This window comes from Streptomyces sp. F001 (assembly GCF_004187715.1).
Taxonomy (GTDB): domain Bacteria; phylum Actinomycetota; class Actinomycetes; order Streptomycetales; family Streptomycetaceae; genus Streptomyces; species Streptomyces flavusporus.
The window spans coordinates 1184081-1211044 of the sequence record NZ_QZWF01000001.1; the positions used below are offsets into that span (position 1 = coordinate 1184081).

Here is a 26964-nt window from a genome sequence, read left to right on the forward strand (position 1 = left end):
CGATCCGAGTCACTCACACGAGTGACCTCGCCAGCTCGCTGACCCGATCGCCGCAGACCGCCGCGAGCACGACCGCCGCAGCGTGGACGGCCAGCCCGATTCGCCTGTTGCCGGCGACGACAGCAGCCCCGAGGGCGGCTCCCAGCGCATGCGCGCCGGTGTCACCGATCATCGCGCCCTCCCTCAGGTCATCGGGCAGCACCGCGGCAGCCGCCCCCGACGTGGCGGCGGCCATGTCCGCGCCCGGCCCCTTTCGCAGCAGCCCCGGCGCCGCGAGCGCGAGGACCGCTCCGGCAGCCCTCCCGGGCCGTACGTCCACGAGGTTGACGAAGTGCGCGGCACCGGCGATCACGACGCCGGCCAGCACCTTGTCCAGCGGCCGCTCCTTGAGCGCCGCGCCCGCGAGCAGCCCGGCCGCGGAGATCCCGAACAGCTTGACGACACCGCTGGTGACCTCACCGTCCCGCAGCGCCGTCAGATGCGCCCGGAAGCCGCGCCGGTGATCCCCGGCGACGTCGTCATACGCCCCGCAGGCGCCGACGGCCACCAGGGCGGCCCCCGCGAGCGGACTCACTCGCCCGACGCCGGCCGCCGCCGCGAGGGCGGCCGCGGGTCCGGCGTACAACTTCACGGTCCTCCCGGCGTAGTTCTTCCGCTCCCACCGCTCCCGCCCACCGGGCGCGGTGGCCCGCAGGGCGGCGAGTCCGGCGCGGGTGAGGGCGGCCGTGACGGCGAGGGAGGTGGACCTCGACACCGTCACACGTCCGCCCGAGCCGACTCCAGCAGCTCCTCCGCATGTGCCCGGGCCGTCTGCGAGTCCTCCTGCCCGGCCAGCATCCGCGACAGCTCCCGGATCCGCTCCTCGCCCTCCAGAACCTTGACGCCGGACCGGGTCACCGACCCGTCGTTCGTCTTCTCGACCAGCAACTGCCGGTCGGCGAAGGCGGCCACCTGGGGCAGATGCGTCACCACGACGACCTGCGCGGTCTTCGCCAGCCGCGCCAGCCGCCGCCCGATCTCGACCGCGGCCTTGCCGCCCACGCCGGCGTCCACCTCGTCGAAGAGATACGTCGGCACGGGGTCCGTCCCCGCGAACACGACCTCCACGGCCAGCATCACGCGGGACAGCTCACCACCGGACGCACCCTTGGCGATGGGCCGGGGCGGCGCGCCCGGGTGGGGCGCGAGCAGCAGCTCCACCTCGTCGACACCGGCCGGCCCGTACGCCACCGCACGTCCACCGACCTCGACGCCCTCCGGGTCCTCGGTCTGCCGGATCGAGAACGACACGCGCGCGTGCGGCATGGCCAGCGAGGCCAGTTCGGCGGTCACTGCGGCGGCGAACCGCTCCGCCGCCACGGTGCGCGCATCCGTCAACGCCTGCGCCAACCCTCCCAGTTCGGTCCGCAGCGCGTCCCGTTCGGCGGTCAGCTCCCCGATCCGCTCGTCATCGCTGTCGAGCTCGGTGAGCCGCACGGCGCCCTGCTCGGCATAAGCGAGTACGGCGTTGATGTCCTCGCCGTACTTCCGGGTCAGCGCGGTCAGCGCGGCCCGCCGCTCCTCGACCGCGGCCAGCCGCAGCGGATCGGCGTCGAGATCGTCGGCGTACCCCGCCAACTCCCCTGCCACGTCGCCCAGCAGGATCCCGACCTCCCCGATCCGGTCGGCCAGCGAGGCCAGCGCCGGATCGTGGGACCGTACGGCCTCCAGGGCCCGGTGCGCGCCCGCGACGAGGGTCGAGGCGTCGACGCCCTCGGGGTCCTCCGGGTTGCCCGCGAGCGCGGCGTGCGCGGCGTTCGCGGCCGACGCCAGCGCCTCCGCGTGCCCGAGCCGCTCGGCCTCCTCGGCCAGCTCCACGTCCTCACCGGCCCGCGGTTCCACGGCGGCGATCTCGTCGAGCCCGTACCGCAGCATGTCGGCTTCCTGGGCCCGCTCACGCGCGCGTGTGGTGATGTCCTCCAGCTCGGCGGAGACGGCCCGCAGCCGCCGGTAGGCCTCCGTGTACTTGGTGAGTGGCACGGCGACCGCGTCCCCGGCGTACCGGTCCAGTGCCTGCCGCTGCCGGGACAGCTTCAGCAGCCCCTGCTGATCGGTCTGCCCGTGCACGGCGACCAGCTCGTCGGCCAGCTCGGCCAGCACCCCCACGGGCACCGACCGCCCACCCAGATGCGCCCGCGACCGCCCCTCGGCGGAAACGGTACGGCTGATCAGCAAGGCCCCGTCGTCGAGCTCGGCCCCGGCCTCCTCGGCCCGTACGGCGACCGAGGCGTCCTCGGGCACAGTGATCCGCCCCTCCACGACCGCCTTCCCGGCCCCGATCCGCACGAGCGCCGGATCCGCACGCCCGCCGAGCAACAGCCCCAGGCTGGTGACGACCATTGTCTTACCGGCACCGGTCTCACCGGTCACGGCAGTAAAGCCGGGCGACAACTCGACGACCGCATCGTCGATGACGCCGAGCGACCGTATCCGCATCTCCTCCAACACGGACACGACCTTACGAGGTCCGGGGCAGGGATTGCGACCGGCCCACCCATGTCACCCACGTGAGTGGACGTACCTCAGGGGCGCGGGGTTGTATCGATGTGCGGCTCCGCCGCGTGGGCGCGACCAGCCACCGACAGTCCGCAGCCGCCGACGCACCGGAAACCACCCCACAAACCGCTAATGCGGCGCCCCCCGCCACCCGGAAACCGGCAGCGCGAACTTCGCCACCAGCCGATCGGTGAACGACGCATGATGCAGCCGAGCCAGCCGCACCGGCACAGACCCCCGCCGCACCTCGACCCGCGCCCGGGGAGGCAACTCCACAGTCCGCCGCCCGTCACACCACAAAACCCCCGGCGGAATGTGCGGCAGCACCTCCACCGCCAGCACGGAATCCGGCGACGTCACCAACGGCTTCGCGAACAGCGCATGAGCACTGATCGGCACCATCAACAGCGCCTCCACCTCGGGCCACACCACAGGCCCACCCGCGGAGAACGCATACGCGGTCGACCCGGTGGGCGTCGAGAGAACGATCCCGTCACACCCGAACCCCGTCACCGGCCGCCCGTCGATCTCGAGCACGACCTCGAGCAGCTTCTCGGCGCCCGCCTTCTGCACGGCCGCCTCGTTCAGCGCCCAGTCGGTGTGCACGATGTCCCCGTTGCTGAGCACGACGACGTCGACGGTCATCCGCTCCTCGACCTCGTACGCCCGCGTCACCACCCGGTCGACAACCTTGTCGAGATCGTCCCGCTCGGCCTCGGCGAGGAACCCGACCCGCCCGAGGTTGACACCCAGCATCGGAACCCCGGAGGCCCGGGCGAACTCCGCGCCCCGCAGCAGCGTCCCGTCACCGCCGAGCACGATGAGCAGCTCGCACCCGTCGAGGCACTGCGGGGTCGCCTCCTTGACGAGTTCCACCTCGTCCGGCAGGGGCAGATCCTGTGCCTCCGCCTCCAGCACCCGGACGCCGATCCCCGACCGCAGCAGCCCCTTGACCACCAGCTCGGCGCTGCGGATCGCCGCGGGGCGCCCGGTGTGGGCCAGCAGGAAAACAGTACGAGCTCGGTTCGGTGTCAACGCGGCCCCTCCGCCACTGCACGGTCAACGTCGGCCGGGTCCAGTCGGGGAGCCCCGGCCCGCAGCCACAGAAAGTACTCGACATTCCCCGAGGGCCCGGGCAACGGACTGGCCGTCACACCCTTCACCCCGAGCCCCAGCTCCCCGGCCCGCTCGGCCACCCCGCGCACGGCCTCGGCCCGCAACTGCGGGCTCCGTACCACTCCCCCGCTGCCCAGCCGCTCCTTGCCCACCTCGAACTGCGGCTTCACCATCATCACCAGATCGGCGTCCGGCCGCACGCATCGCACCAGTGCGGGCAGGACCAGTCCCAAGGGGATGAAGGACAGATCCCCCACCACAAGATCCACAGGTTCCCCATCGATCGCCTCAAGCGTCAACTCGCGTACGTTCGTACGGTCCTTGACCGTGACGCGTTCATCGCTCTGCAGACTCCAGGCGAGTTGCCCGTATCCGACGTCGACGGCGACGACATGCGCGGCCCCCGCCCGCAACAGCACGTCGGTGAAGCCTCCGGTGGACGCGCCGGCGTCCAGCGCCCGCCGCCCCTCGACGACGAGCCCCTGCGGGACGAACACCTCCAGCGCGCCGGCGAGCTTGTGGCCGCCCCGCGACACGTAGTCGGGATCGTTGTCGTCGGCCGCGACGACGATGGCCGCCGCGGTCTCCACCTGCGTGGCCGGCTTGATCGCGACGGTCCTGCCGACGGTGACCCGCCCGGCGGCGATCAGCTGGCCGGCATGCTCACGCGAGCGCGCAAGCTTGCGGCGGACCAGCTCCGCATCCAGACGGCGACGTGCGACTCCTGCCACGTTCGGTTCAGCTCCTAGTCCCATACGTCGACGGGGGCGCCGGAGGTCCCGGGCGGGCGTCGAGCGCGGTGAGCGCGTCGCGCAGCCCCCGATGTACATCCTCGTACACCTCGAGGTGTCCGTCGGTGGCGAGGTGGTCGGCGTCGGCCAGCCGCTCCAGCTGCGCGTCGACCTCGGGTTGCCGGTGGGGTGCGGGGCACCTCGAGCGGGCGGGGGCGGCGGGGTCGTACTCGGGCTGCGCCGGCGCCGCCTCCTGAGGGATCTCCGTCTGCGGAACCGAGTCGTTCATGCCCTGACGCTACCCCGAAGCGCTGGGGTACCGTCGATCGCCATGGCCACGATCGAGGAGTGCCGCGCCGCACTGGAGAAGCTCTCGGACAACATGCAGGACGCCGGGGGCGACGTCCGCGCGGCCGCTGCCCTGGACCGCTCGGTGAGCTGCCGCATCACCGACCTGGACATCACCTTCGTCGGCCGCCTCGAGGACGGCCGGATCAAGGTGCACGACACGCTCCGGGGACGGGCGCGCGAGAAGGCGCAGATCCGGCTGACCCTGGCCGGCGACGACCTGGTGGCGCTCGTGGACGGCGAGCTGCACTTCGCGAAGGCCTGGGGCTCGGGCCGGGTGAAGCTGGAGGCGAGCCTGTTCGACCTGTTCCGCCTCAGGAAGCTTCTGTAGCCGCCACGGCCGGGGCTTTCGCCCGGGCCTTGCGCGCCGCCGGCACCACGAGCGGGGTCCCGGTCTCCGGGTCGTCGATGACCTGGCAGCGCAGCCCGAAGACCTCCTCCACCAGCTCGGCGGTGACGATGTCGTTCGGCGCACCCTCGGCGATCACCTCGCCGCCGCGCAGCGCGACGAGGTGTGTGGCATACCGGGCGGCGTGGTTGAGGTCGTGCAGGACGGCCACCAGGGTGCGGCCCTGCTCCTCGTGCAGCTCGGCGCACAGGTCGAGGACATCTATCTGGTGCTGGATGTCCAGGTATGTCGTCGGCTCGTCGAGCAGCAGCAACGGCGTCTGCTGGGCGAGCGCCATCGCGATCCAGACACGCTGGCGCTGACCACCCGACAACTCGTCGACATAACGATCCGCGAGCTCCGCGACACCGGTCTGCGCCATGGACTCCTGCACGACCCGCTCGTCCTCGGTCGACCACTGGCGCAGGAGCCCCTGGTGCGGATAGCGGCCGCGGCCCACGAGGTCGGCGACCGTGATCCCGTCCGGCGCGATCGACGACTGGGGCAGCAGGCCGAGGGTCCGTGCGACCTTCTTCGCGGGCATCGACTGGATGACCTGCCCGTCCAGCAGCACCCGGCCCTGGCTGGGCTTGAGCATCCGCGAGAGCGCACGCAGCAGCGTCGACTTGCCACAGGCGTTCGGACCGACGATCACGGTGAAGGAGTTGTCCGGGATCTCCACCGACAACTGTTCGGCGATGACCCGCTGGTCATAGGCGAGGGTGACGCTCTCGGCGGTCAGGCGGTTCACGGTGCTCCTAGTGTTGTTCAGCTCGGTGCTGCTGCTCGCGCTCATATCCGGCCCGCCCTGCGCTCGGTGACCAGCAGCCACAGCAGGTAGACACCCCCGAGCACGCCGGTGACCACGCCCACGGGCAGCTGGTCGGCGCCGAAGACGCGCTGCGAGATCCAGTCGGCGGTGACCAGCAGGGCGGCGCCCATGCACAGGGACGGCAGCAGGTTCGGGCCGGGCGAGCGGGTCAGGCGGCAGGCGAGCTGCGGCGCGGTGAGCGCGACGAAGCTGACGGGGCCGGCGGCGGCGGTGGCCGCAGCGGTGAGCAGGACGGCGGCCACCATCAGCAGCAGCCGTACGCGCTCGACCCGCACCCCGAGGGCGTACGAGACGTCGTCGCCCATTTCCAGCATCCGCAGCCCGCGCGCATTGGCCATCACGAGCGGCACGAGGACGGCGCACAGCGCGAGCAGCGGCCAGACCTGATCCCAGCTCCGGCCGCTGAGCGACCCGGTCATCCAGACCACCGCGCGGGCCGCGTCGACGATGTCGGCCCTGGTCAGCAGATAGCCGTTGACGGCCGTGACGATGGCCGACACACCGATACCGACCAGGACCAGCCGATAGCCGTGCACGCCCTGCTTCCAGGCCAGCACGTAGATGGCGAGCCCGGTCCCCAGACCGCCCACGAGCGCGCCGAGGGTGACGGCGTTCGCGCTCCCGGAGAACAGCACGATCATGACGAGCGCCCCGGCCGTCGCCCCCTGACCGAGGCCGAGCACGTCAGGGCTGCCCAGCGGATTGCGGGAGATCGACTGGAACAGCGCACCGCCGAGCCCGAGCGAGGCGCCGACCAGCAGCGCGACCAGGACCCGCGGCAGCCGCAGCTCGTTGACGATGAACTCCTGACCGGCATCGCCGCTCCCGACCAGGGTCTTCAGCACGTCGCCGGCCGGGATCGGGAAGTCGCCGGTGCCGATCAGCACGACGCTCGCGGCGAGCGCGGCGAGCAGCAGCAGGAGGACGACGGTGAGGGTCCGGAGGTCCAGGCGCACGGACAGCCCGCCCGGCGTGCGCACGGCACGGTTGGCACGGTTGGTCTTCACAGCTGGGCCGTCCTCCGCCGTCGTACGAGAAAGATGAAGACCGGGCCGCCGAGGATCGCGGTGACGATGCCGACCTGGAGCTCCGCGGGCCGGGCGACGATCCGGCCGAGCACATCCGCGCCGAGCAGCAGCACGGGCGACAGAATCGCCGCATACGGCAGGATCCAGCGCAGGTCCGGCCCGGTGAAGGACCGCACGACATGCGGAACCATCAGTCCGACGAACACGATCGGCCCGCAGGCGGCGGTCGCGGCCCCGCACAGCACGGTGGCGGCGAGCATCGACAGCGCCCGGGTCCGGTTCAGGTTGGCGCCGAGCGCCTTGGCGGTGTCGTCGCCCATGGCCATGGCGTTCAGCGGCCGGGCGAGAGCGAGCGCGAGGAGCGAGCCGACCAGGAAGAAGGGCAGCACCTGTGTGATGGTCTCGTCGGTCGCCGAGGTCAGCGAACCGACCGTCCAGAAGCGCATCTTGCCCAGCGCGGCCTCATCCATGATCATCACGGCCTGGAGATAGCCGTAGAGCGCGGCGCTGATCGCGGTGCCGGCCAGCGCGAGCCGGACCGGCGTGGCCCCCCGGCTGCCGCCCAGGAACCACACGAGCGCCCCGACCGCGGCCGCGCCGAAGAACGCGAACCACACATAGCCGCTCAGGCTCGTCACGCCGAAGTAGGTGAGAGCGGTGACGACCGCCGCCGACGCGCCGGCGTTGATGCCGAGCAGTCCGGGATCGGCCAGCGGGTTGCGGGTGAGCGCCTGCAACACCGCCCCGGACAGGCCCAGCGCCGCGCCGGCGAGGAGCCCGAGGACCGTCCGGGACATCCGTTCGTCGACCACGACGTCGCCGTACGTCCCCGAGTTCTCGAACAGGCCGTGCCAGACCTGTTCCAGGGACAGCTCCTTCGCGCCGACCGCGATGCTCGCCAGCGCGACGAGCACCATGATCGTCGCGGCCACGAGCAGCCCAAAGGCACGTATCACCCGGCGGGTTGGAGGCGCAGGGGTGACGTCCGCGCGCTGTTCGGGAGGACTTTCAACCAACACGGAGGTTAGGTTAGCCTACCCTCCGATCGGATCAAGATCCCGAGTCCGCCGCACGCGACTGCCGAGCCCGTCTCACAACCCCAGCCGCGCCAGCGCCTTCTCCCCGTCCAGCTCGCACACCCCCTCACCGGCCGCCGTCCAGGCCGCCGCACACAGGGCGCGCAGCCCGTCCACGGGCTCGCCGTCACCGTCGAGTTCGAGTTGCTCCGCGCCTGCCGTCGCCGTCCAGCCTCCGCACCGGAATCCGTCGCCCGCCTCGGCGATCTCCGGCTGCCCGGTGAGCAGCCCCCGCAGATCGGCGTCGACATACGTCGGCCGGTGCTGCGGCGGCGCGGCGAGCAGCTGCGGCCCGTCGGTCACGCCGGTCAGCACCAGCAGCGAGTCGACCTCGCCGTTGAACGCGCCCTCGATGTCCGTGTCCAGCCGGTCCCCCACCACCAGCGGCCGCTTCGCCCCCGTGCGCAGGATCGTCTCCCGGTGCATCGGCGGCAGCGGCTTGCCCGCGATCTGCGGCTCGGCGCCGGTCGCGATCCGCACCACCTCCACGGCAGCGCCGTTGCCCGGCGCGATCCCGCGTGCGCTCGGAATCGTCAGGTCGGTGTTCGACGCGAACCACGGCACGCCCGCCGCGATGGCGTAGCACGCCTCGTTGAAGCGCCCCCAGGGCAACTCCGGCCCCCCGAACCCCTGCACGACCGCCGCCGGATCGTCGTCCGCCGACTCGACGGGAACGAGCCCGCGCTCCCGCAGCGCCACTCGCAGCCCCTCGCCGCCGATCACCAGCACCCGGGCTCCCGACGGCACCTGCTCGGCGATCAGCCGCGCCACCGCCTGCGCCGAAGTGATCACGTCCGAGGCCGTCGTGGGTATGCCCAGCGCGGTCAGATGCGCGGCCACGGTGTCCGGGGTCCGCAGCGCGTTGTTGGTGACGTACGCGAGATGCATCCCGCCCGCCCGGGCCGCACCGAGCGAGTCGACCGCGTGCACGATCGCGTTCCCGCCCGCGTACACCACTCCGTCCAGGTCGAGCAGCGCCGTGTCGTACGCCTCGCTGAGCGCCTCTCCACAGCCCTCGGGCCTGGTCCTGACCCCCTGGCTCATTCCGCATCTCTCCTCGGTTCGGCGTCTTTCCCCCGATCATCCCTCATGCCACCGACACACGTACGATGCCGAGATGAACACAGCAGGTCACCCGGAAGCAACGACGCGCCGAGGCCTGGAACTCACCCCGTTCCGAGGGCTCCGCTACGACCCCGACCGGGTCGGCAGCCTGGCCGCCGTGACATCCCCTCCGTACGACGTCGTCGTACGCCCGGACGGCCTGCACCATCTGCAGTCGGCCGACCCGCACAACATCGTCCGCCTGATTCTCCCCGAGGCCGCCACCTCCACCGCCCGCAACGCACAGGCCGCGGACACCCTGCACCGCTGGCTCACCGACGGAGTCCTCACCCCCGACCCGGAGCCCGGCCTCTACGTCTACGAACAGTACGACGGCAACGGCATGCTCCAGCGCGGACTCATCGGCGCCCTGCGGGTCTCGGATCCGACGGAGGGCGTGGTCCTGCCGCACGAGGACGTCATGCCGCACATCGTCGCCGACCGAGCGGCCCTGATGCGCGCCACCTCCGCGAACCTCGAACCCCTCCTCCTGACCTACCGAGGCAACGGCCCGACGGCCGCCACGACCGAAGTCGTGGAACGCACAACCGAGAAGCCCCCTCTGCTCGCCACGACCACGGAGGACGGCTTCAGCCACCGCCTCTGGTCCGTCGCGGACCCCGGCGACGTGGCCCGGATCCAGTCCGACCTCGCCCACCACCAGGCCCTGATCGCCGACGGCCACCACCGCTGGGCCACCTACTGCCTGCTGCGCGCCGAGCACCCGTCCCCCAGCCCCTGGGACTACGGCCTGGTCCTGCTGATCGACACCGCCCGCTACCCCCTGCGTGTCCGCGCCATCCACCGCCTCCTGCACGGACTGCCGGTGGCCGACGCCCTCGCCGCCCTAGACGGCCGGTTCCGCGTACGACACCTCGACGCACCGCTGACCGAGGCGCTTGCCGCGCTCGGCGACGCGGCGTCCGCCGGCAACGCCTTCCTCCTGGCCGGCGACGGCGCCTTCCACCTGGTGGACCGCCCGGACCCGGACCTGCTCTCCCGTACGGTCCCCACCGACCGCCCCACCGCATGGCGCACCCTCGACGCCACGGTCCTGCACGCCACGCTCCTCACCCACGTCTGGCACATCCCCGAGGACTCCCCCGCGCACATCGCCTACATCCACGACGCGTCCGCCACGGTCACCAAGGCGGAACGCGACGGCAGCACGGCCGTACTGATGCACCCCGTCCGCGAGGAAGTCGTACGAGACCTCGCCCGCCAAGGCGTCACGATGCCCCGCAAGTCGACGTCGTTCGGCCCGAAACCGGCGTCCGGGCTGGTGCTGCGCGCACTGGACATCTGACATACGAAGGGGGGCGGGATCCATGTCCGGATCCCGCCCCCCTTCACTCGGGCACGTCAGTGCTTGTCGTCGTCCCGGCCGTCACCGGTCTCGTCACTCAGCTCGCTCTCACTCTCGTCGAGAGCGTCGACGAACTCCACGCCGTCCAGCTCGGCAAGCCGGTCCGAGGCATCCGTGCTGCCGTCCCGGTCCGCCTCGACGGCCTTCGCGAACCACTCCCGCGCCTCGCGCTCCCGCCCGGCCGCGAGCAGTGCGTCGGCGTAGGCGTACCGCAGCCGCGCGGTCCACGGCTGTACGGAGCTGGAGGCCAGCTCGGGGCTCTGCAGCGTCACGATGGCCGCGTCGAGCTGCCCCATGTCACGTCGGGCACCGGCCGCGACCAGCCGCATCTCCACCTGCCCGGCCTTGTCGAGCTTGTGCACCTCGGGCGCACCGGCCATGTCGAGCGCCTTCTCCGGCCGTCCCAGGCCCCGCTCGCAGTCGGCCATGACGGGCCACAGATCGACGTTGCCGGTCATACGCCGCGCCGCACGGAACTCGGCCAGCGCCTCCCCGTACTTCTGGTTCGCGTACGCCGCGAACCCGGCTGCTTCCCGAACGGCCGCCACGCGCGAGGCCAGCCGCAGGGCGACCTTCGAGTAGCCGTACGCCCCCTCGGGGTCCTCGTCGATGAGCCGGGCAACCATCACCAGGTTCTTGGCGACATCGTCCGCGAGCGTCTTCGGCAGGCTCTGCAACTCCTGCCGTACGTCCTGGTCGATCTCGTCGCCGGTCACGTCCTCGGGGATCGGCAGCCGCTTGATCGGCTCACGGTCACGTTCCCGCTCCTCACGGAACCGGCCGCCACCGCCACCGTGCCGGTCGTCGCGGCCACGGAAGCCACCAGGGCGGCCACCACGGTCGTCCCTACGCGGCGCACCACGCCCACCACGGTCGTCCCGACCCCGGTACCCGCCGCGCTCACCCCGGCTGTCGTCGCGGCGCCCGTAGCCACCACGCTCCCCACGGCCCTCGCCCCGACGATCGTCCCGCCGGAACCCACCGCGCTCACCTCGGTCCCCCCGCTCATCCCGCCGGAAACCACGGTCGCGGTCATCACGGCGGTCATCGCGCCGGTCATCGCGCCGGTCATCGCGCCGGTCATCGCGCCGACCGTATCCACCGCGGTCACTGTCACGCCGGACATCGCGCCTGTCGTCGCGGCGGTCGTCCCGACGGACATCACGGCGGTCATCACGGCGGTCGTCGCGGCGGTCGTCCCGACGGACATCACGGCGGTCATCGCGGCGGAAGCCACCACGATCACCACGGTCATCACCACGCCGGTCGTCGCGCCGACCGTACCCGCCACGGTCGTCGTCCCGACGGAAGGAAGGACGGTCACCACGGTCGTCGTCCCGACGGAAAGCAGGACGATCACCGCGGTCGTCCCGACGGAAGCCACCGGGACGGCTGCCACGGTCGTCCCGACGCGGCCCACGGTCACGGTCACCGCGCTGGAAGGACGGACGCGATCCACGGTCACTGTCACGTCGGCCGTATCCGCCCCGGTCACTGTCACGGCGGTCATCGCGCCGGTCGTCGCGGCGGAAGCCACCACGCCCACCCCGGTCATCACCACGCCGATCGTCGCGCCGACCGTATCCGCCACGGTCGTTGTCCCGCCGGAAACCGCCACGGTCACCACGATCGCCGCGGTAGCCGCCTCGGTCGCCGCGATCCCCACCATCCCGTCGCCGCTGGTCGCGCTCCGGTCGGTCCTCGGGTGAGTTGGTGGACATCGGTGACTCCTGTCTTCGGTACCGCAAGTCATTCTCGCGCAGCCGCGTACGCCGCGCGCTCTGGAAAAACAAAAGGACCCCTGGTCCCAGCTGAACGCTGGTGACCAGGGGTCCTTCAAAGATTGTTCGGCGGTGTCCTACTCTCCCACAGGGTCCCCCCTGCAGTACCATCGGCGCTGTGAGGCTTAGCTTCCGGGTTCGGAATGTAACCGGGCGTTTCCCTCACGCTATGACCACCGAAACCCTATTGGTTTCGAGCGAACAAGCACACTCTTCAATTGTCTGTTCGACTCAAAGCCGGCAACTGTTCGTTGCCTCAGAACTGACACAGTGGACGCGAGCAACTGAGGACAAGCCCTCGGCCTATTAGTACCGGTCAACTCCACCCCTTGCGGGGCTTCCATATCCGGCCTATCAACCCAGTCGTCTACTGGGAGCCTTACCCCATCTAGTGGGTGGGAGTCCTCATCTCGAAGCAGGCTTCCCGCTTAGATGCTTTCAGCGGTTATCCCTCCCGAACGTAGCCAACCAGCCATGCCCTTGGCAGAACAACTGGCACACCAGAGGTTCGTCCGTCCCGGTCCTCTCGTACTAGGGACAGCCCTTCTCAAGACTCCTGCGCGCACAGCGGATAGGGACCGAACTGTCTCACGACGTTCTAAACCCAGCTCGCGTACCGCTTTAATGGGCGAACAGCCCAACCCTTGGGACCGACTCCAGCCCCAGGATGCGACGAGCCGACATCGAGGTGCCAAACCATCCCGTCGATATGGACTCTTGGGGAAGATCAGCCTGTTATCCCCGGGGTACCTTTTATCCGTTGAGCGACGGCGCTTCCACAAGCCACCGCCGGATCACTAGTCCCGACTTTCGTCCCTGCTCGACCCGTCGGTCTCACAGTCAAGCTCCCTTGTGCACTTACACTCAACACCTGATTCCAAACCAGGCTGAGGGAACCTTTGGGCGCCTCCGTTACCCTTTGGGAGGCAACCGCCCCAGTTAAACTACCCATCAGACACTGTCCCTGATCCGGATCACGGACCCAGGTTAGACATCCAGCACGACCAGACTGGTATTTCAACGACGACTCCACCCACACTGGCGTGTGGACTTCACAGTCTCCCAGCTATCCTACACAAGCCGAACCGAACACCAATATCAAACTGTAGTAAAGGTCCCGGGGTCTTTCCGTCCTGCTGCGCGAAACGAGCATCTTTACTCGTAGTGCAATTTCACCGGGCCTATGGTTGAGACAGTCGAGAAGTCGTTACGCCATTCGTGCAGGTCGGAACTTACCCGACAAGGAATTTCGCTACCTTAGGATGGTTATAGTTACCACCGCCGTTTACTGGCGCTTAAGTTCTCAGCTTCGCCCACCCGAAGGTGAGCTAACCGGTCCCCTTAACGTTCCAGCACCGGGCAGGCGTCAGTCCGTATACATCGCCTTACGGCTTCGCACGGACCTGTGTTTTTAGTAAACAGTCGCTTCTCGCTGGTCTCTGCGGCCACCCCCAGCTCGGAGAGCAAGTCTCTTCACCGGCGCGGCCCCCCTTCTCCCGAAGTTACGGGGCATTTTGCCGAGTTCCTTAACCATAGTTCACCGAACGCCTCGGTATTCTCTACCTGACCACCTGAGTCGGTTTAGGGTACGGGCCGCCATGAAACTCGCTAGAGGCTTTTCTCGACAGCATAGGATCATCCACTTCACCACAATCGGCTCGGCATCAGGTCTCAGCCACACGTGCGACGGATTTACCTGTCGCACGGCCTACACCCTTACCCCGGGACAACCACCGCCCGGGATGGACTACCTTCCTGCGTCACCCCATCACTCACCTACTAACCGCTTGGTCCGGCGGCTCCACCACTCCGTGCTTGTCCGAAGACGCACACGGCGGTTTCACGGCCTTAGCATCACGATGCTCGATGTTTGACGCTCCACAGCGGGTACCGGAATATCAACCGGTTATCCATCGACTACGCCTGTCGGCCTCGCCTTAGGTCCCGACTTACCCTGGGCAGATCAGCTTGACCCAGGAACCCTTAGTCAATCGGCGCACACGTTTCTCACGTGTGTATCGCTACTCATGCCTGCATTCTCACTCGTCAACCGTCCACGACTCGCTTACGCGGCCGCTTCACCCGGCAGACGACGCTCCCCTACCCATCACAGTCTCCGTTGGGAGTATGTACTGCAATGACACGACTTCGGCGGTACGCTTGAGCCCCGCTACATTGTCGGCGCGGAATCACTTGACCAGTGAGCTATTACGCACTCTTTCAAGGGTGGCTGCTTCTAAGCCAACCTCCTGGTTGTCTCTGCGACTCCACATCCTTTCCCACTTAGCGTACGCTTAGGGGCCTTAGTCGATGCTCTGGGCTGTTTCCCTCTCGACCATGGAGCTTATCCCCCACAGTCTCACTGCCGCGCTCTCACTTACCGGCATTCGGAGTTTGGCTAAGGTCAGTAACCCGGTAGGGCCCATCGCCTATCCAGTGCTCTACCTCCGGCAAGAAACACACGACGCTGCACCTAAATGCATTTCGGGGAGAACCAGCTATCACGGAGTTTGATTGGCCTTTCACCCCTAACCACAGGTCATCCCCCAGGTTTTCAACCCTGGTGGGTTCGGTCCTCCACGAAGTCTTACCTCCGCTTCAACCTGCCCATGGCTAGATCACTCCGCTTCGGGTCTTGAGCGCGCTACTCTACCGCCCTGTTCGGACTCGCTTTCGCTACGGCTTCCCCACCCGGGTTAACCTCGCAACACACCGCAAACTCGCAGGCTCATTCTTCAAAAGGCACGCAGTCACGAGAATGAAGCAAGCTCCATTCCGACGCTCCCACGGCTTGTAGGCACACGGTTTCAGGTACTATTTCACTCCCCTCCCGGGGTACTTTTCACCATTCCCTCACGGTACTATCCGCTATCGGTCACCAGGGAATATTTAGGCTTAGCGGGTGGTCCCGCCAGATTCACACGGGATTTCTCGGGCCCCGTGCTACTTGGGTGTCTCTCAGACGAGCCGCTGACGTTTCGACTACGGGGGTCTTACCCTCTACGCCGGACCTTTCGCATGTCCTTCGCCTACATCAACGGTTTCTGACTCGCCCCACGGCCGGCAGACCGTGGAAGAGAGATCCCACAACCCCCACGACGCAACCCCTGCCGGGTCTCACACGTCGTAGGTTTGGCCTCATCCGGTTTCGCTCGCCACTACTCCCGGAATCACGGTTGTTTTCTCTTCCTGCGGGTACTGAGATGTTTCACTTCCCCGCGTTCCCTCCACATGCCCTATGTGTTCAGGCATGGGTGACAGCCCATGACGACTGCCGGGTTTCCCCATTCGGACACCCCCGGATCAAAGCCTGGTTGACGACTCCCCGGGGCCTATCGTGGCCTCCCACGTCCTTCATCGGTTCCTGGTGCCAAGGCATCCACCGTGCGCCCTTAAAAACTTGGCCACAGATGCTCGCGTCCACTGTGCAGTTCTCAAACAACGACCAGCCACCCATCACCCCGAACCAACCGGTTCGAGTGCACTGGGGCCGGCATCCGAAGGACGAGCAGCGCTCGCACCCTCAGACACCCAACAGCGTGCCCGACCAGCTCCCGTCCGGAGATCATGCGTTCCACGCTCTTGCGAGCAGTACTTGCAGCCTCCGACCCGTGAACCCGGCCGAATAATCAACGTTCCACCCATGAGCAACCACCGCAGGACACTCGCCTGCGTTGTGGCTCTGGACCACCAAGCAAGCTTGGCAGCCTAGATGCTCCTTAGAAAGGAGGTGATCCAGCCGCACCTTCCGGTACGGCTACCTTGTTACGACTTCGTCCCAATCGCCAGTCCCACCTTCGACAGCTCCCTCCCGCGAACGGGTTGGGCCACCGGCTTCGGGTGTTACCGACTTTCGTGACGTGACGGGCGGTGTGTACAAGGCCCGGGAACGTATTCACCGCAGCACTGCTGATCTGCGATTACTAGCGACTCCGACTTCATGGGGTCGAGTTGCAGACCCCAATCCGAACTGAGACCGGCTTTTTGAGATTCGCTCCACCTCACGGTATCGCAGCTCATTGTACCGGCCATTGTAGCACGTGTGCAGCCCAAGACATAAGGGGCATGATGACTTGACGTCGTCCCCACCTTCCTCCGAGTTGACCCCGGCGGTCTCCCGTGAGTCCCCAGCACCACAAGGGCCTGCTGGCAACACGGGACAAGGGTTGCGCTCGTTGCGGGACTTAACCCAACATCTCACGACACGAGCTGACGACAGCCATGCACCACCTGTACACCGACCACAAGGGGGCGCCTGTCTCCAGACGTTTCCGGTGTATGTCAAGCCTTGGTAAGGTTCTTCGCGTTGCGTCGAATTAAGCCACATGCTCCGCCGCTTGTGCGGGCCCCCGTCAATTCCTTTGAGTTTTAGCCTTGCGGCCGTACTCCCCAGGCGGGGAACTTAATGCGTTAGCTGCGGCACCGACGACGTGGAATGTCGCCAACACCTAGTTCCCACCGTTTACGGCGTGGACTACCAGGGTATCTAATCCTGTTCGCTCCCCACGCTTTCGCTCCTCAGCGTCAGTAATGGCCCAGAGATCCGCCTTCGCCACCGGTGTTCCTCCTGATATCTGCGCATTTCACCGCTACACCAGGAATTCCGATCTCCCCTACCACACTCTAGCCAGCCCGTATCGAATGCAGACCCGGGGTTAAGCCCCGGGCTTTCACACCCGACGTGACAAGCCGCCTACGAGCTCTTTACGCCCAATAATTCCGGACAACGCTTGCGCCCTACGTATTACCGCGGCTGCTGGCACGTAGTTAGCCGGCGCTTCTTCTGCAGGTACCGTCACTTGCGCTTCTTCCCTGCTGAAAGAGGTTTACAACCCGAAGGCCGTCATCCCTCACGCGGCGTCGCTGCATCAGGCTTGCGCCCATTGTGCAATATTCCCCACTGCTGCCTCCCGTAGGAGTCTGGGCCGTGTCTCAGTCCCAGTGTGGCCGGTCGCCCTCTCAGGCCGGCTACCCGTCGTCGCCTTGGTGAGCCGTTACCTCACCAACAAGCTGATAGGCCGCGGGCCCATCCTTCACCGCCGGAGCTTTCCACCATCAAAGATGCCCAAGATGGTCGTATCCGGTATTAGACCCCGTTTCCAGGGCTTGTCCCAGAGTGAAGGGCAGATTGCCCACGTGTTACTCACCCGTTCGCCACTAATCCACCCCGAAGGGCTTCATCGTTCGACTTGCATGTGTTAAGCACGCCGCCAGCGTTCGTCCTGAGCCAGGATCAAACTCTCCGTGAATGTTTACCGGTCATCCGGTGCAACACCACGAGAGCGGAACAGCCAGGCGGAATAAGCCCGGCCGTTCACAGCGTCCTCGCTGTGTTATTTCAAAGGAACCTCGCCCCGGCCTGACGGCCGGAGACGGGGTATCAACATATCTGGCGTTGATTTTTGGCACGCTGTTGAGTTCTCAAGGAACGGACGCTTCCTTCGTACTCACCCGAGAGACTCTCTCGCGGCTTTCCTCCGGGCGCTTCCCTTCGGTCTTGCGTTTCCGACTCTATCAGATCCTTTCCGATCCGATTCCCAGTCGGCGGGATTTGTCTTGGGCTTGTGGGCTTTTGCCCGTCAGCCTTTCGACATTCACTACTTTAGCCGATTCCCCACCCGATTCATAATCGGGGTTCTGCGGGTTCGAATTCAGGCATGCAAGCACACCGAAATCGACCCCGCTGAGGGGTTCTCGTAAGTAGTGGGTTGGCCGCTCCGGCTGCTGACAATCGCAGTACCCGGTTCAGCGGCTCGGGCTACGTTACGCACCTTCGAGGGCAGAGTCAACTTCGGCGGCGCCTCGGGACGTGGGCCCGATAGGGGCTCACCGTGGGGTCGTTGGCGATCCAGAAGCGCCAGGGGTGGACGTCCCCGTTGCCACCGTCGCCGGCCACGCCGGTCCGGGGACCATTACGCACCTGGTCAGGGGTGGCCGGGGTACCGACGAGCACCTTCAGTGGTGCCTCGCCGGAGGCGCACGCGTCCGTGCCGTCCAGGGCGCGGCCCACGTCCAGGGCCGTGGCCAGCCGGGCGGGACCTTTGGCCAGTTCCTTGTCGTTTCGGGCCGAGAGTCGACGTCTGCGGGCCAGCTCGGCGCCCTCGATGATCTCGCCGGCGCGGAGCAGGACGGCGCTCGCCTGTCCGTCCGGGCCGCACACCAGATTCATGCAGTGCCACATGCCGTAGGTGAAGTAGACGTACACATGGCCGGGCGGACCGAACATCACGTCGTTGCGGGCCGTGCGGCCGCGATAGGCGTGGGAGCCGGGGTCGTTCGGGCCGTCGTAGGCCTCGACCTCCGTCAGGCGCAGGATGATCGGACCGTCCGGGGTCGTGCGTACGAGGAGGCGGCCGAGGAGGTCGGGGGCCACGTCCAGTACGGGCCGGTCGAAGAATCTCCGGGGCAGGGGCGTACGGTCGGGGGTCGCGATCATGCCGTCCGAGGGTAGTGCAGACGGCTGGGTGCAGCGGGGTGGTCAGGGGACGTTCGCCTTGCCAGGGTGGGGCGCGGAACCGGTCGCGGCCGGATCGCGTTTGTAGTGATCAGAGACGTTAGTGAACGAGGGAGAGACATGGCGTTCAAGAAGCTGCTCGCGAGTCTGGGGGCCGGCGGCGCTTCGGTCGAGACGGTGCTGACCGAGGTCAACGTGGTTCCGGGCGGTGTCGTCCAGGGTGAGGTGCGGATCCAGGGCGGGTCCGTGAACCAGCAGATCGAGGCGCTGTCTGTGGGGCTGCAGGCCAAGGTCGAGGTCGAGGGTCAGGACACCGAGTACAAGCAGGACATCGAGTTCACGAAGGCACGGCTGGGCGGTGCCTTCGAGCTGCAGGCGAACGCCGTGCACGCGGTGCCGTTCGGGCTGGACATCCCCTGGGAGACGCCGATCACGATGATCGACGGTCAGCCGCTGCGTGGCATGCACATCGGTGTGACGACCGAGCTGGAGATCGCGCGTGCGGTGGACTCCGGTGACCTGGACCCGATCAACGTGCATCCGCTGCCGGCGCAGAAGGCGATTCTCGACGCCTTCATCCAGCTGGGCTTCCGTTTCAAGAACGCGGACATGGAGCGCGGGCACATCCGGGGTACGCGCCAGAAGCTGCCGTTCTACCAGGAGATCGAGTTCCTTCCGCCGCAGCAGTACCGCGGGCTGAACCAGGTGGAGTTGAGCTTCGTGGCCGACGAGCAGGCTATGGACGTCGTGCTCGAGATGGACAAGAAGCCGGGGCTGTTCAGCGAGGGCAGCGACACTTTCCGGTCGTTCCAGGTGGGGTTGCACGACTACCAGGGCACCGACTGGGTGGCGTATCTCAACCAGTGGCTGTCCGAGGTCGGCAGCAAGCGCAACTGGTTCTAGGCTCGGAACCCACTGAACCATCCGATCAGGAGGTACCGAGGTGACCGAGCTCAAGAGGCGGCCGCTCCCCCACGACTTCCATCCGCCCGTGCCGTCGTTCACGGTCACGAGTGAGGACGTCGAGGAAGGCGCGACGCTCAAGGACGCTCAGGTCTACGCGGCCGGCAACACGTCACCGCACCTGCGGTGGGAGGGCTTCCCGCCCGAGACCAAGAGTTTCGCCGTGACCTGCTACGACCCGGACGCCCCGACGGGGAGCGGTTTCTGGCACTGGGTCGTGTTCGACATCCCTGTGTCGGTGACGGAGCTGCCGGCAGGTGCGGGCAGCGGGAAGTTCGAAGGGCTGCCGGAGGGTGCCGTACAGGCGCGCAACGACTACGGCACGAAGGACTTCGGCGGTGCCGCGCCGCCGCCCGGGGACGGGCCGCACCGGTATGTGTTCACGGTGTACGCCGTGGACCAGGAGAAGCTCGGTGCGGACGCGGACGCCAGCCCGGCCTTCGTGGGTTTCAACCTGCGGTTCCACACGCTGGCGCGCGCCCAGCTGATCGGTGAGTACGAGGTGCCCGCCACACCCTGACGTTCACCGAACGTTTGCCCGCCTCTGGTCTTGGACGTGATCAGAGGCGGGCATTTTTGTTGCCGGGGGTCACGGGGACACCCCTGTGGAGCAGCAGATATTGCGTTGTCCATCTCGGCGTGCACGGCCAGAGTTGATCCCAGCCCGCCATGGGGTGGGCCGGTGCACACGGGAGGTGGGCTGGTTATGCGGGACACGCTGGTTCTGAACGCGAGCTTCGAGCCGCTGTCGACGGTGACGTTGAACCGAGCCGTCGTTCTGGTGCTTCAGGACAAGGCCGTCGTCGAGCAGGCCCACCCCGAACTGCGTATGCGCGGAGCCGCGGTCGACATACCGGCGCCCCGGGTGATCAGGTTGTGCAGGTATGTCCGGGTGCCGTTCCGAAGACAAGCGCCGTGGTCGAGGCGGGGTGTCCTGGTGCGGGACCGGCACAGGTGCGCGTACTGCGGGCGGCGGGCGACGACCGTGGACCACGTGGTGCCGCGGTCGCAGGGTGGTCAGGACACCTGGCTGAACACGGTCGCCTCGTGCGCGGAGGACAACCACCGGAAGGCGAATCGGACGCCGGAGGAGGCGGGGATGCCGTTGCTGCGGAAGCCGTTTGAGCCGACGCCGACGGATGCGATGTTGCTGGCGCTGGCCGACGATGACTTTGAGGCGCTGCCGGATTGGTTGGCGCAGTCGGCTGCTGCCTAGACCGTAGGGCTGCGGGTTTGGTTGACCTGCGGGCCGTATGTTGTTGATCGCGCAGTTCCCGCGCCCCTGAGAGGGTGTGGGGAACTGCGCGTTGTAAGGCGGCCGTCAGTCGATGCTTGGCTTCTCTCGGCGTTCGGAGGCTGTGCCGCTGTTGCCCGAGGAGCCCGAACCTCCTGCGTTCGGGGCGAAGTTGCCCATGGCGCCGGAGAGGCCCTTGAGGGCGTCGCCGATTTCGCTGGGGACGATCCAGAGCTTGTTGGCGTCGCCCTCGGCGATTTTCGGGAGCATCTGAAGGTACTGGTAGGAGAGCAGCTTCTGGTCGGGGTCGCCGGCGTGGATCGCCTCGAAGACCGTACGGACGGCCTGGGCCTCGCCCTCGGCGCGCAGTGCGGCGGCCTTGGCCTCACCTTCGGCGCGCAGGATCTGGGACTGCTTCTCACCCTCGGCGCGCAGGATTTCGGACTGCCGGACACCTTCGGCCTGGAGGATCGCGGCGCGCTTGTCACGGTCGGCGCGCATCTGCTTCTCCATCGAGTCCTGGATGGAGGTGGGCGGTTCGATCGCCTTGAGCTCGACGCGGTTGACGCGGATGCCCCACTTGCCGGTGGCCTCGTCGAGGACGCCGCGCAGGGCCGCGTTGATCTCCTCGCGTGAGGTGAGGGTGCGTTCCAGGTCCATGCCGCCGATGATGTTGCGCAGCGTGGTGACGGTGAGCTGCTCGATCGCCTGGATGTAGCTGGCGACTTCGTAGGTGGCGGCGCGGGCGTCGGTGACCTGGTAGTAGATGACGGTGTCGATGTTGACCACCAGGTTGTCCTGGGTGATCACCGGCTGCGGCGGGAACGGAACGACCTGTTCGCGCAGGTCGATGCGGTTGCGGATGGTGTCGATGAACGGGACGACGATGTTGAGGCCCGCGTTCAGCGTCCGCGTGTAGCGGCCGAAGCGCTCCACGATGGCGGCGCTGGCCTGCGGGATGACTTGGATCGTCTTGATCAGGGCGATGAAGACCAACACCACCAGAATGATCAGGACGATGATGACCGGTTCCATCGTCGTTCCCCGTACCCTTCTTCCGCATCGGCGCTTTCGGCAGTTCTTATGGTGCAGATCTTATGGCTGTTGAAGATCTTGCTGGTCGAGTCTGACAGACCGTCGCGCAGCTCGTGCGGTGTTCGGTCACCTTGCGTCGTGCGAGGTCACATGACGATCGCCGTGGCACCCTCGATGTCCACCACGTCCACTTCCTGGCCTGCCTCGAAGGTGCGGTCGGCGTCGAGGGAGCGTGCCGACCAGACTTCACCGGCCAGCTTGATACGTCCGCCGGAACCGTCGACGCGCTCCAGCACGACGGCTTGTCGGCCTTTCAACGCCTCTACACCGGTGGCGAGTTGGGGACGTTGTGCACGGTGCCGGTTGGCGATGGGCCGTACCACCGCGATGAGGGCCGTCGAGACGACAGCGAAGACCACGACTTGGAAGACGGCGTCACCGCCGAAGATGCCGGCGGTCACCGAGGCCGCGATGGCGCCCACCGCGAGCATGCCCAGTTCGGGCATCGCGGTGATCACGAGTCCTATGCCGAGCCCCGCCGCTCCGATCAACCACCACAGCCACGCGTCGATTTCCACACGGTCATGGTAGGACCGCGGAACGTGCGCGGACAGGGCGCGATCAGGTTGGCAGGTGCTTCTTACCCGTCTCTTTGCGGGTACTTCACCGGCTCAGGACAGCGGGAGGCCCTGGGCGGTCCAGCGGTCGCCGACCTGCTCGACGACGAGTGGGAGGCCGAAGCAGAGGGAGAGGTTGCGGGAGGTGAGCTCGAGCTCGAGGGGGCCGGCCGCGAGGACCTTGCCCTGGCGGATCATGAGGACGTGGGTGAAGCCGGGGGCGATCTCCTCCACGTGGTGGGTGACCATGAGCATCGAGGGGGCGATCGGGTCGCGGGCGAGGCGGCCGAGACGGCGTACGAGGTCCTCGCGGCCGCCGAGGTCGAGACCGGCGGCGGGCTCGTCGAGGAGGAGCAGCTCGGGGTCGGTCATCAGGGCGCGGGCGATGAGGGTGCGCTTGCGCTCGCCCTCGGAGAGGGTGCCGAACTTGCGGTCCAGGTAGTCGGACATGCCGAGGCGGTCCAGGAACGCGCGGGCGCGCTGCTCGTCGATCTCGTCGTAGTCCTCGTGCCAGGCGGCGGTCATGCCGTAGGCGGCGGTGAGCACCGTCTGCAGGACGGTCTGGCGCTTGGGGAGCTTGTCGGCCATGGCGATGCCGGCCACGCCGATGCGGGGGCGCAGTTCGAAGACATCGGTGCCGGGGGTGCCGAGGGTTTCGCCCAGGATGGTGGCGGTGCCCTTGCTGGGGTAGAGGTAGCTCGAGGCGACGTTGAGGAGGGTGGTCTTGCCGGCGCCGTTGGGGCCGAGGATGACCCAGCGCTCGCCCTCCTTCACCGACCAGGAGACCTGGTCCACCAGAGCCCGGCCCTCGCGGACCACGGATACGTCCTGAAGCTCCAGAACATCGCTCATGAGCGCGTTGTCTCCCCTTGCAGTGTGGCCGGTCTCGGCTGTCGCGTACGCCTGTGGCTCGGTCTGCCGCGCCGGTGGGCGCAGCCCTCAAGGAAATCTACGCCACCGGTCCGCCGGTCCATTCCCTCGGTCCGGTACTTAGGGTGGAGGCATGCTTTCGGAACCGCGCTCTGGGCGCCTTGCCGCTTGGGGAAATGCCCTTCTTGCCGGACTTGTTTCGCCGGACGACGCCGTGCTCGCCATCGTCGGGGACGATGCCGTGCACCGGGTGGAGGGGCTGCCGGGTGAGTCGGCGCCGGTCGGGCTCACACTTGCGCTGGGGCGGCTGCGGGCGCTCGGAGTGACCGGGCTGCGGGTCGCCCTGCCGGCGCCGGGGCATCCGCTGGGGCTGAGCGGGCCGCCGGAGTTCAATGCGCGGGCGCTGGACGCCGAGGAGGCGGTGATCTGCCACGGCGGTGCGCTCGGGCTGGTGCCGGAGGTGTACGAGGCCGGGCCCGACGGTGATGTCCATGTCGAGGTCGTGTGGCATGTGCTGCCGGTGCGGGAGGCGCCGCCGGCCGATGTGCCGTCGCTCGGGGAGGCGGAGCGGGAGCTGGCGGAGGCGCTGCGGGAGGCGACCGAGGTGCTGACGCGGCTGGACGTGGCCGGGTCGGGGCCGGTGGCGGAGGCGGCGATCGATGCGTATCGGGCGCGGGCCGAGCGGGGGGGGAGGCGTTGGCGCCGGGGTATCCGGGGCGGGCCGTGCGGGTGCTGGAGCTTGCGCAGCGGGTGGGGATGCTGATCTCGGTGGCGTGTGAGAACGGGCACGGGGGTGCGGTGAGTGCATCTGAGATGGCGGCGCGGTCTGAGGCGTTGCGGCCGGTGGAGCGGGTGGCTCGGCGGGCGCAGGTCGCGGCGTACAACTCCGTTGTGGAGGAGCGGGAGCGGGGCGTGAGGTGAGGGTCGGTCGGTTGCTGTGGTGACCGGTGTTGGTGCGGGGCGGGGGGTGGGTGCGCAGCCCGGCGCTGACGAGGTGCCGCCCGCGCCCACCCCTGCCGCCCTGGGCGGCACGACTGCCCGCGGCTCGACGCGGCAAAACTGACCGGCCTCCCGGAGGGAACCCGGGAGGCCGGAGGTCACTGCGGCTTTGCTGTGGACGTCAGCGGTTGATGCCCAGGTTGCCGAAGGCCGGGTTCAGCACGCCGATGACGTTCACGCTGTTGCCGACCGCGTTCACCGGGATGTGCACCGGGGCCTGGACGACGTTGCCCGAGAGGACACCCGGCGAGCCCACGGCCTTGCCGTCGGCCGTTGCGCCGTCGGTGGCGGAAGCCATTCCGGCACCGGCAGCCATGAGCCCCCCGGCCACCATCGTCACGGCCGCTGCCTTCTTCAGGTTCTTCACTTCTGAGCCCTTCTGATGCGATCGCCGCGGCCAGTCGCCGCAGCACGCACTGAAGAACGGCCGAGTTCGACGAAGGATGCGCCATTCGGGGGACATTCCCACGACGGTATGAATCTCAGCCCGGAGCGGAACCCTCCGTATTGCCGGACGAGCGTACTGATCAGCCGGTCACCCCGTGGCGTACGGCCCACAGTGCCGCCTGGGTGCGGTCCGCCAGGTCGAGCTTCATCAGGATGTTCGAGACATGGGTCTTCACCGTCTTCTCGGACAGCACCAGCGCGCGGGCGATCTCGCGGTTGGAACGGCCGTCGGCTATCAGGCCGAGCACCTCGCGTTCCCGCTCGGTGAGCGAACCCGCCCTGCCCGGGCCGGAGTTGGCCTCCTCCTGGGACAGCAGGGCGCCTGCCACCTCGGGCTGGAGCAGGACGTGCCCCGCGTGCACCGAGCGGATGGCGCCGGCCAGCGCATCGGGATCGACGTCCTTGTACACATAACCGGCGGCGCCCGCGCGCAGGGCCGGGACCACCGTGCGCTGCTCGGTGAAGCTCGTGACGATCAGCACGCGCGCGGGATTGTCCAGCTCGCGGAGTCTGCGCAGCGCCTCGACGCCGTCCATGCCGGGCATCTTGACATCCATGAGAACGATGTCGGGCTTGAGCTCCTCGGCGCGGGCGACGCCCTCGGCGCCGTCGGCGGCCTCACCCACCACCTCGATGTCGTCCTGCACCTCGAGAAAGGTACGCAGACCCCGGCGGACCACCTGGTGGTCGTCGACGAGCAGCACCTTGATCGCTTCAGCCACCGGGGGCCTCCATCTCGATGGTGGTGCCCTTTCCGGGCGCCGATTCCACAGTGAGCGTGCCGCCGATCCCGCTCGCCCGGTCCCGCATGGAGACCAGACCGAGGTGGCGTCCCGCCCGGCGCACCGTGCGGGGTTCAAAGCCGCTGCCGTCGTCCGTGACCCGCAGGACGGCACCGCTGCCGCGCCTCTCCAGGGTCACGTCGACCCGGTCGGCCCCGGAGTGCCGCAGGGCGTTGTGCAGGGCCTCCTGGGCGACCCGCAGCATGGCCTCCTCCTGGGCGGCGGGCAGGGCGCGCACACCTCGGCCGGTGAAGGTCACATGCGCGGTGTGGGCGCGGTCGAGGACCTGGATCTGGGTGCGGAGGGTGGCGACGAGGCCGTCCTCGTCGAGGGCTGCGGGGCGCAGTTCGACGACGGCGGCGCGCAGTTCGTCGGCGGCCTCGGCAGCGAGTGCGGCCACCTGTTGCAGTTCGCCCTTGGCGCGGGCCGGGTCGCGGTCGACGAGGGCCGCGGCGGCCTGTGCCGTCAGGCGCAGGGAGAACAGTTTCTGGCTGACCGCGTCGTGCAGTTCGTGGGCGAGGCGGGAGCGCTCCTCGGCGATGGTCAGCTCGCGGCTGCGTTCGTAGAGGCGGGCGTTGGTCAGGGCGATCGCGGCGTGCTGGGCGAGGATGGCCAGCAGTTCCTCGTCGTCCGCGGTGAATCCGCAGCCGCCTTGCGGTTTGGAGCAGTTTTTATTTGCCAGGAACAGTGCGCCGATGACCTCGTCGCCGTCTCGGATGGGCAGGCCCAGGAAGTCGGACAGCTCGGGATGGGCCGAGGGCCAGCCCTCGAAGCGCGGATCGGTGCGGACGTCGCCGAGGCGCTGTGGCTTCGCGTCGTGGAGCATCGCGGCGAGGATGCCGTGCTGGCGCGGGAGGGGGCCGATGGCCCGCCACTGGTCGTCACTGACCCCGTCGACCACGAACTGCGCGAACCCGCCGTGGTCGTCCGGGACGCCGAGCGCGGCGTACTGCGCGTCGAGCAGCTCGCGGGCCGAGGCGACGATCGTCTTGAGGACGTCGCGCACCTCGAGGTGCCTGCTCATGGCCAGCAGCGCGGAGCTCACCGCGGCGAGGCCGGACCGGGGGCCGTGACTCATGCCCTCACGGTACCGGCGGGCTGTGACACCGCGGATCGGACCGGTGACGGCAGCCGCCTAGGACGGTGGGCCTAGGACCGGGGTTGTGGCCGGGTGGATTAGGTCGAAGGGCCCCGACGGTCTGCGGCCCGCGGCCGAGGCGGGGCGGGCGGTCCGGTTCCTACGTTGAGGGCACGCCGA

23 protein-coding genes, 3 rRNA genes and 1 pseudogene are annotated in these 26964 nt (G+C 68.1%); 7 read left to right on the forward strand and 20 right to left on the reverse strand.

Features of this window, described 5'->3' with window-relative positions; all coding sequences use genetic code 11:
- Positions 1-13 precede the first annotated feature (13 nt).
- The 5 genes from StrepF001_RS05445 to StrepF001_RS05465 all read right to left on the reverse strand — a co-directional run bounded on the left by StrepF001_RS05445 (position 14) and on the right by StrepF001_RS05465 (position 4671).
- A complete protein-coding gene (locus StrepF001_RS05445) occupies positions 14-754 on the reverse strand; it encodes a hypothetical protein (protein ID WP_240797288.1) in 741 nt (246 codons plus the stop codon).
- A 2-nt stretch (positions 755-756) separates the two neighbouring features.
- Positions 757-2475, reverse strand: a complete 1719-nt coding sequence (gene recN / locus StrepF001_RS05450; RefSeq protein WP_129797518.1) for a DNA repair protein RecN — start codon at positions 2473-2475, stop codon at positions 757-759.
- A 189-nt stretch (positions 2476-2664) separates the two neighbouring features.
- Complete coding sequence (locus StrepF001_RS05455; RefSeq protein WP_129797109.1) at positions 2665-3570, reverse strand: NAD kinase; 906 nt, start codon at positions 3568-3570, stop codon at positions 2665-2667.
- Positions 3567-4382: a TlyA family RNA methyltransferase gene (locus StrepF001_RS05460; RefSeq protein ID WP_129797110.1), complete on the reverse strand. Its 816-nt coding sequence runs from the start codon at positions 4380-4382 to the stop codon at positions 3567-3569. Before StrepF001_RS05460 ends, StrepF001_RS05455 begins: the two co-directional genes overlap by 4 nt.
- 7 nt (positions 4383-4389) lie before the next feature.
- Positions 4390-4671, reverse strand: coding sequence for a hypothetical protein (locus StrepF001_RS05465; protein WP_129797111.1), 282 nt, complete (start codon positions 4669-4671; stop codon positions 4390-4392).
- Positions 4672-4713: 42 nt separating this feature from the next.
- Between StrepF001_RS05465 and StrepF001_RS05470 the strand changes: the two genes are divergently transcribed.
- The gene (locus StrepF001_RS05470) at positions 4714-5061 is read left to right on the forward strand and encodes an SCP2 sterol-binding domain-containing protein (protein WP_129797112.1); all 348 of its coding nucleotides are present in this window, start codon (positions 4714-4716) and stop codon (positions 5059-5061) included.
- On the opposite strand, the gene StrepF001_RS05475 is transcribed toward StrepF001_RS05470, so the two are convergent.
- The 4 genes from StrepF001_RS05475 to StrepF001_RS05490 form a co-directional block, all read right to left on the reverse strand.
- Entirely contained in the window at positions 5045-5914 is an 870-nt protein-coding gene (locus StrepF001_RS05475; RefSeq protein WP_129797113.1) for an ABC transporter ATP-binding protein, read from the reverse strand. The genes StrepF001_RS05470 and StrepF001_RS05475 overlap by 17 nt on opposite strands.
- Positions 5911-6957, reverse strand: coding sequence for an iron chelate uptake ABC transporter family permease subunit (locus StrepF001_RS05480; protein WP_129797114.1), 1047 nt, complete (start codon positions 6955-6957; stop codon positions 5911-5913). Before StrepF001_RS05480 ends, StrepF001_RS05475 begins: the two co-directional genes overlap by 4 nt.
- Positions 6954-7997 carry an iron chelate uptake ABC transporter family permease subunit gene (locus StrepF001_RS05485; RefSeq protein ID WP_129797115.1) on the reverse strand — a complete coding sequence of 348 codons (1044 nt, stop codon included), beginning with the start codon at positions 7995-7997 and terminating at the stop codon, positions 6954-6956. The genes StrepF001_RS05480 and StrepF001_RS05485 overlap by 4 nt, the downstream gene beginning before the upstream one ends.
- A gap of 72 nt (positions 7998-8069) precedes the next feature.
- Entirely contained in the window at positions 8070-9098 is a 1029-nt protein-coding gene (locus tag StrepF001_RS05490; RefSeq protein WP_129797116.1) for an HAD hydrolase-like protein, read from the reverse strand.
- A gap of 73 nt (positions 9099-9171) precedes the next feature.
- On the opposite strand from StrepF001_RS05490, the gene StrepF001_RS05495 reads away from it, so the two are divergent.
- A complete protein-coding gene (locus StrepF001_RS05495; protein WP_129797117.1) occupies positions 9172-10464 on the forward strand; it encodes a DUF1015 domain-containing protein in 1293 nt (430 codons plus the stop codon).
- A gap of 56 nt (positions 10465-10520) precedes the next feature.
- On the opposite strand, the gene StrepF001_RS46265 is transcribed toward StrepF001_RS05495, so the two are convergent.
- Entirely contained in the window at positions 10521-11258 is a 738-nt protein-coding gene (locus StrepF001_RS46265; RefSeq protein WP_206306782.1) for a tetratricopeptide repeat protein, read from the reverse strand.
- A 60-nt stretch (positions 11259-11318) separates the two neighbouring features.
- Between StrepF001_RS46265 and StrepF001_RS46270 the strand changes: the two genes are divergently transcribed.
- Positions 11319-12233, forward strand: a complete 915-nt coding sequence (locus StrepF001_RS46270; protein ID WP_206306785.1) for a hypothetical protein — start codon at positions 11319-11321, stop codon at positions 12231-12233.
- 136 nt (positions 12234-12369) lie between these two features.
- Here the strand turns inward: StrepF001_RS46270 and rrf are convergent.
- The 4 genes from rrf to StrepF001_RS05520 form a co-directional block, all read right to left on the reverse strand.
- Positions 12370-12486 (reverse strand): 5S ribosomal RNA (gene rrf / locus StrepF001_RS05505).
- Between the two features lie 105 nt (positions 12487-12591).
- A 23S ribosomal RNA gene (locus StrepF001_RS05510) occupies positions 12592-15711 on the reverse strand.
- 317 nt (positions 15712-16028) lie between these two features.
- Positions 16029-17554: ribosomal RNA gene (locus StrepF001_RS05515) — 16S ribosomal RNA — on the reverse strand.
- The 16S, 23S and 5S rRNA genes sit together here, the layout of an rRNA operon.
- Before the next feature lie 536 nt (positions 17555-18090).
- Positions 18091-18741, reverse strand: coding sequence for a DNA-3-methyladenine glycosylase (locus StrepF001_RS05520; RefSeq protein WP_129797119.1), 651 nt, complete (start codon positions 18739-18741; stop codon positions 18091-18093).
- 138 nt (positions 18742-18879) lie between these two features.
- Here StrepF001_RS05520 and StrepF001_RS05525 point away from each other — a divergent pair, with 138 nt between their 5' ends.
- The 3 genes from StrepF001_RS05525 to StrepF001_RS05535 all read left to right on the forward strand — a co-directional run bounded on the left by StrepF001_RS05525 (position 18880) and on the right by StrepF001_RS05535 (position 20938).
- Positions 18880-19662, forward strand: a complete 783-nt coding sequence (locus tag StrepF001_RS05525; protein WP_129797120.1) for a sporulation protein — start codon at positions 18880-18882, stop codon at positions 19660-19662.
- A gap of 40 nt (positions 19663-19702) precedes the next feature.
- Complete coding sequence (locus tag StrepF001_RS05530) at positions 19703-20242, forward strand: YbhB/YbcL family Raf kinase inhibitor-like protein (RefSeq protein ID WP_129797121.1); 540 nt, start codon at positions 19703-19705, stop codon at positions 20240-20242.
- A 186-nt stretch (positions 20243-20428) separates the two neighbouring features.
- Positions 20429-20938: an HNH endonuclease gene (locus StrepF001_RS05535; RefSeq protein ID WP_129797122.1), complete on the forward strand. Its 510-nt coding sequence runs from the start codon at positions 20429-20431 to the stop codon at positions 20936-20938.
- A 105-nt stretch (positions 20939-21043) separates the two neighbouring features.
- Here StrepF001_RS05535 and StrepF001_RS05540 read toward each other — a convergent pair whose 3' ends face one another.
- From StrepF001_RS05540 to StrepF001_RS05550, 3 genes are all read right to left on the reverse strand, one after another.
- Positions 21044-21991, reverse strand: coding sequence for an SPFH domain-containing protein (locus StrepF001_RS05540; RefSeq protein WP_129797123.1), 948 nt, complete (start codon positions 21989-21991; stop codon positions 21044-21046).
- Positions 21992-22137: 146 nt separating this feature from the next.
- Positions 22138-22569, reverse strand: coding sequence for an NfeD family protein (locus StrepF001_RS05545; RefSeq protein WP_129797124.1), 432 nt, complete (start codon positions 22567-22569; stop codon positions 22138-22140).
- 93 nt (positions 22570-22662) lie between these two features.
- On the reverse strand, positions 22663-23460 hold the full coding sequence (locus StrepF001_RS05550; protein ID WP_129797125.1) for an ABC transporter ATP-binding protein: 798 nt from the start codon (positions 23458-23460) through the stop codon (positions 22663-22665).
- Between the two features lie 151 nt (positions 23461-23611).
- On the opposite strand from StrepF001_RS05550, the pseudogene StrepF001_RS05555 reads away from it, so the two are divergent.
- Positions 23612-24399: pseudogene (locus tag StrepF001_RS05555) on the forward strand (hypothetical protein).
- Positions 24400-24598: 199 nt separating this feature from the next.
- On the opposite strand, the gene chpE reads toward StrepF001_RS05555, so the two are convergent.
- The 3 genes from chpE to StrepF001_RS05570 form a co-directional block, all read right to left on the reverse strand.
- Positions 24599-24844, reverse strand: a complete 246-nt coding sequence (gene chpE / locus StrepF001_RS05560; RefSeq protein WP_129797126.1) for a chaplin ChpE — start codon at positions 24842-24844, stop codon at positions 24599-24601.
- Between the two features lie 160 nt (positions 24845-25004).
- On the reverse strand, positions 25005-25646 hold the full coding sequence (locus StrepF001_RS05565; protein WP_129797127.1) for a response regulator transcription factor: 642 nt from the start codon (positions 25644-25646) through the stop codon (positions 25005-25007).
- Entirely contained in the window at positions 25639-26784 is a 1146-nt protein-coding gene (locus StrepF001_RS05570; protein ID WP_129797128.1) for a GAF domain-containing sensor histidine kinase, read from the reverse strand. The genes StrepF001_RS05565 and StrepF001_RS05570 overlap by 8 nt, the downstream gene beginning before the upstream one ends.
- Positions 26785-26964: the final 180 nt, after the last annotated feature.

Bases quoted from the DNA above. Each gene is read 5' to 3' on its own strand.
- recN (WP_129797518.1), bottom strand. From the start codon at position 2,475: ATGCGGATACGGTCGCTCGGCGTCATCGACGATGCGGTCGTCGAGTTG.
- StrepF001_RS05465 (WP_129797111.1), bottom strand. From the start codon at position 4,671: ATGAACGACTCGGTTCCGCAGACGGAGATCCCTCAGGAGGCGGCGCCG.
- StrepF001_RS05470 (WP_129797112.1), top strand. From the start codon at position 4,714: ATGGCCACGATCGAGGAGTGCCGCGCCGCACTGGAGAAGCTCTCGGAC.
- StrepF001_RS05475 (WP_129797113.1), bottom strand. From the start codon at position 5,914: ATGAGCGCGAGCAGCAGCACCGAGCTGAACAACACTAGGAGCACCGTG.
- StrepF001_RS05490 (WP_129797116.1), bottom strand. From the start codon at position 9,098: ATGAGCCAGGGGGTCAGGACCAGGCCCGAGGGCTGTGGAGAGGCGCTC.
- StrepF001_RS05495 (WP_129797117.1), top strand. From the start codon at position 9,172: ATGAACACAGCAGGTCACCCGGAAGCAACGACGCGCCGAGGCCTGGAA.
- StrepF001_RS05520 (WP_129797119.1), bottom strand. From the start codon at position 18,741: ATGATCGCGACCCCCGACCGTACGCCCCTGCCCCGGAGATTCTTCGAC.
- StrepF001_RS05525 (WP_129797120.1), top strand. From the start codon at position 18,880: ATGGCGTTCAAGAAGCTGCTCGCGAGTCTGGGGGCCGGCGGCGCTTCG.
- StrepF001_RS05535 (WP_129797122.1), top strand. From the start codon at position 20,429: ATGCGGGACACGCTGGTTCTGAACGCGAGCTTCGAGCCGCTGTCGACG.
- StrepF001_RS05540 (WP_129797123.1), bottom strand. From the start codon at position 21,991: ATGGAACCGGTCATCATCGTCCTGATCATTCTGGTGGTGTTGGTCTTC.
- StrepF001_RS05550 (WP_129797125.1), bottom strand. From the start codon at position 23,460: ATGAGCGATGTTCTGGAGCTTCAGGACGTATCCGTGGTCCGCGAGGGC.
- StrepF001_RS05570 (WP_129797128.1), bottom strand. From the start codon at position 26,784: ATGAGTCACGGCCCCCGGTCCGGCCTCGCCGCGGTGAGCTCCGCGCTG.